Source organism: Rothia sp. ND6WE1A, assembly GCF_001683935.1.
Taxonomy (GTDB): Bacteria; Actinomycetota; Actinomycetes; order Actinomycetales; family Micrococcaceae; genus Rothia; species Rothia amarae.
This window is the reverse complement of record NZ_LXTU01000018.1, coordinates 1-866: the sequence shown is the minus strand read 5'-3', so window position 1 is coordinate 866 and position 866 is coordinate 1. Positions and strand designations below refer to the sequence as shown.

Sequence of the window (866 nt, the reverse complement as noted above, 5' to 3'; positions counted from 1 at the left end):
GTGTTTGCGGTGGTTCGGGGGTTGGTGTTTTATGCGGCTGGGAGGACTTTTGAATAAGCCTCATTATAAATTGCCATGAAGCACTTTTAATAGATTCTGCCAAGGATCTATACCGATACCAGGATTTATCGAAATTATAAATTCTTATAATTAGATGTAATATTAAGGAAAATGAAACGCATATAATAAAAATTATGGGAGTAAATCCATGCGAATAAATAGCTATAAGAGTAGATAATGTAAGTAATAACATTTGAGTGAAGCGAAAAGAGAGATAGAATTTTTGATTCTTGTTAGAGAGCCTATCTGCTTCTATGAATAATTCCCCGAAATGCTTATACTCGTCTAGTTCAAGTTTAGTATTCTGTTGCATTTATGGCCTCACTTTAATTTTTCTGCTGATGTCGGAATTTCTTTTCATGAATGAATACTCTAAATATAAAGACGGGTTCTTTATAAAATCATCCCATTTTACCAGCACGCAATATCGATCTTCTTCTGACCATGAGCATTTTCCTATAGGGAGAGGAAGGTAATAATTGTATGAAAATTCCTTGATTGTAGTATCTGGATTTATTCCAATAAATCGATGTTTCATGCCGCAATATTCACATTCAATCTGTCCCTGGTAAACTCTTTCGTACATGGATGGTAGGACTATGCCTAATATAGCATTAGGGGGGGGCAGTTTTTATAGCGCGTCAATGAAGCTTGTAGTTCTTTCTTTATGTAATACTGGTCTTCAAAAATATTATTTTCGGCGGATCTATTTCCAATCAGAAAAATTGTAATTGTACTATCTTTCAAATAGTCTCTTCGAATTATTTCCATAATATATTCTGGACTATTGGAATTAATTCTGTTTT

General features: G+C 33.6%; 2 protein-coding genes. Both read right to left on the bottom strand.

What is annotated here, in order from left to right:
* A partial coding sequence (locus A7E48_RS11545) for a DUF4231 domain-containing protein (RefSeq protein ID WP_141669344.1) occupies nt 1-373 on the bottom strand: 373 nt, incomplete at its 3' end.
* Nucleotides 374-663: 290 nt separating this feature from the next.
* Nucleotides 664-831 carry a hypothetical protein gene (locus A7E48_RS11540; protein WP_369796748.1) on the bottom strand — a complete coding sequence of 56 codons (168 nt, stop codon included), beginning with the start codon at nt 829-831 and terminating at the stop codon, nt 664-666.
* Between the last annotated feature and the right edge of the window lie 35 nt (nt 832-866).